Consider the following 2,472-nt stretch of genomic DNA (forward strand, 5'->3'; position numbering starts at 1 on the left):
CGTTTTCTCCATCCTGGCCAGCATCCACCACACCGCCGAGTTCGGCCTGGGTTTCGATGAAGTCGATGCCGTCAGCGGCCCGCTGATCGGGCGTCCGAAGTCGGCGACCTACCGGACTTCCGATGTGGTCGGCCTGGACACCATGGCCCACGTCATCAAGACCATGGGCGACACCCTACCCAACGATCCCTGGCACAAGTATTTCGCCGCCCCCAAATGGCTCCAGGCTTTGATCGCCAAGGGCGCGCTGGGGCAGAAGACCGGCGCCGGCATTTTCCGCAAGGTCGGCAAGGACATCGTGGTACTCGATCTGAAGGCCCAGGACTATCGTCCGTCGACCGGCGTCGCCGCACCGGAAGTCGTCGAGATCCTGAAGCTGAAGAACCCGGCGGAGAAGTTCGCCAAACTGCGTGAAAGCCAGCACCCGCAGGCGCAGTTCCTGTGGGCCACCTTCCGCGACCTGTTCCACTACAGCGCCTACCACCTGGCCGATATCGCCGAGACCGCGCGCGATGTCGATCTCGCCATCCGCTGGGGTTACGGCTGGGCGCTGGGCCCGTTCGAGACCTGGCAGGCCGCCGGCTGGAAACAGGTGGCGCAGTGGATCGCCGATGACATCGTCGCCGGCAAGACCATGAGTTCGGCGCCGTTGCCCAACTGGGTATTCGATGGCCGCGAAGGCGTGCACGCCGCCGAGGGCAGCTACAGCCCGGTCAAGAACGCCAAGCTGCCGCGCTCTTCCCTGCCCGTCTACCAGCGCCAGCGTTTCCCGGACCCGCTGCTGGGAGAGAAATTCCCGGCCGGCGAAACCGTGTTCGAGAACGATGGCCTACGCATGTGGACCGACGGCGACGGCATCGCGGTGGTCGGCTTCAAGACCAAGATGAACACCGTCAACGACCATGTGCTCAACGGTCTGCAGGAAGCGGTGGGCCGCGCCGAGCGGGACTTCAAGGGACTGGTGCTGTGGCAAAACAGCGAGCCATTCTCCGCCGGCGCCGATCTTTCCGGTGCCATGGGTCTGTTGCAAGCCGGCGATGTGAAAGGCTTCGACGCCATGGTCGCCAACTTCCAGGCCACCAGCCAGCGCATCAAGTATTCGCTGGTGCCAGTGGTAGCAGCGGTGCGTGGCCTTGCGTTGGGCGGTGGCTGCGAATTCCAGATGCACAGCGCCAAGACCGTGGCGGCATTGGAAAGCTATACGGGATTAGTGGAAGCGGGCGTTGGCCTGCTGCCGGCCGGCGGCGGCTTAAAGGAAATCGCGGTGCGTGCTTCGCAAGCGGCAGGCGCGGGCGGCGATGTGTTCGCCGAGCTCAAGAAGACCTTCGAGACCGTGGCGATGGCCAAGGTTTCGGCTTCGGCGATGGAGGCGCAGGAACTGGGCCTGATGCGCAAGACCGACAAGATCGTGTTCAACGCCTTTGAGCTGCTGTACGTAGCCAAACAGGAAGTGTTGGCCTTGGCCGAAAGCGGCTACCGCCCGCCCCTGCCCGCGCGCCGCATCCAGGTCGCCGGCGATGTCGGCATCGCCACTTTCAAGATGATGCTGGTGAACATGCTGGAGGGCCGCTTCATCAGCGAATACGACTACGAAATAGCGGTGCGCATCGCCACCGTGCTGTGCGGCGGCGCAGTAGACCGCGGATCGCTGGTCGACGAAGAATGGTTGTTGAAGCTCGAGCGTCAGCACTTCGTGGAACTGGCGCAACAGGAAAAGACCCAGGCGCGCATCGGCCACATGCTGAAGACCGGCAAGCCCCTTAGAAACTGAGAATCGGGAAACGGGATTCGGGATTCGTGAAAGCGAAGCCCGAATCCCTGCACTACCGAATCCCCAATCTCGAATCTCGAATTCCGGAGTTATCCATGAGCAAGCAGATCCAGGAAGCCTACATCGTCGCCGCCACCCGCACCCCGGTAGGCAAGGCGCCCAAAGGCGTGTTCCGCAATACCCGTCCAGACGACATGCTGGCGCATGTGCTGAAAGCCGTCGTCGCCCAGGCCCCGGGCATCGACGTGAGCCGCATCGACGACGCCATCATCGGCTGCGCCATGCCCGAGGGCGAGCAAGGCATGAACGTGGCGCGCATCGGCCTGTTGCTGGCCGGCCTGCCCAACACCATCGCCGCGCAGACCATCAACCGCTTTTGTTCCTCGGGTCTACAGGCCGTGGCGCTGGCGGCCGACCAGATCCGCTTGGGCAACGCCGACCTGATGCTGGCCGGCGGCACGGAGTCGATGTCGATGGTGCCCATGATGGGCAACAAGATCGCTCTCGCGCCCAGCGTGTTCGACAACGACCATGTGGCCATCGCCTACGGCATGGGCATCACGGCCGAGAAGGTGGCCGAGGAGTGGAAGATCTCGCGCGAGGACCAGGACGCCTTCGCGCTGGCCTCGCACCAAAAAGCCATCGCGGCGATGCAGGCAGGCGAATTCCGCAGCGAAATCACCCCTTATGAAGTGATGTCG

Annotated in this window: 2 protein-coding genes; both read left to right on the forward strand. The window is 63.6% G+C overall.

Annotated elements, in window-relative coordinates; all coding sequences use genetic code 11:
- Positions 1 to 1,771, forward strand: a 1,771-nt coding sequence (locus tag V6M52_RS04385) for an enoyl-CoA hydratase-related protein (RefSeq protein ID WP_332699839.1), incomplete at its 5' end; no start/stop codon positions are given.
- Positions 1,772 to 1,866: 95 nt separating this feature from the next.
- Positions 1,867 to 2,472, forward strand: a 606-nt coding sequence (locus tag V6M52_RS04390) for a beta-ketoacyl synthase N-terminal-like domain-containing protein (protein WP_332699842.1), incomplete at its 3' end; no start/stop codon positions are given.

The organism is Devosia sp., assembly GCF_036676215.1.
Classification (GTDB): Bacteria; Pseudomonadota; Alphaproteobacteria; order Rhizobiales; family Devosiaceae; genus Devosia.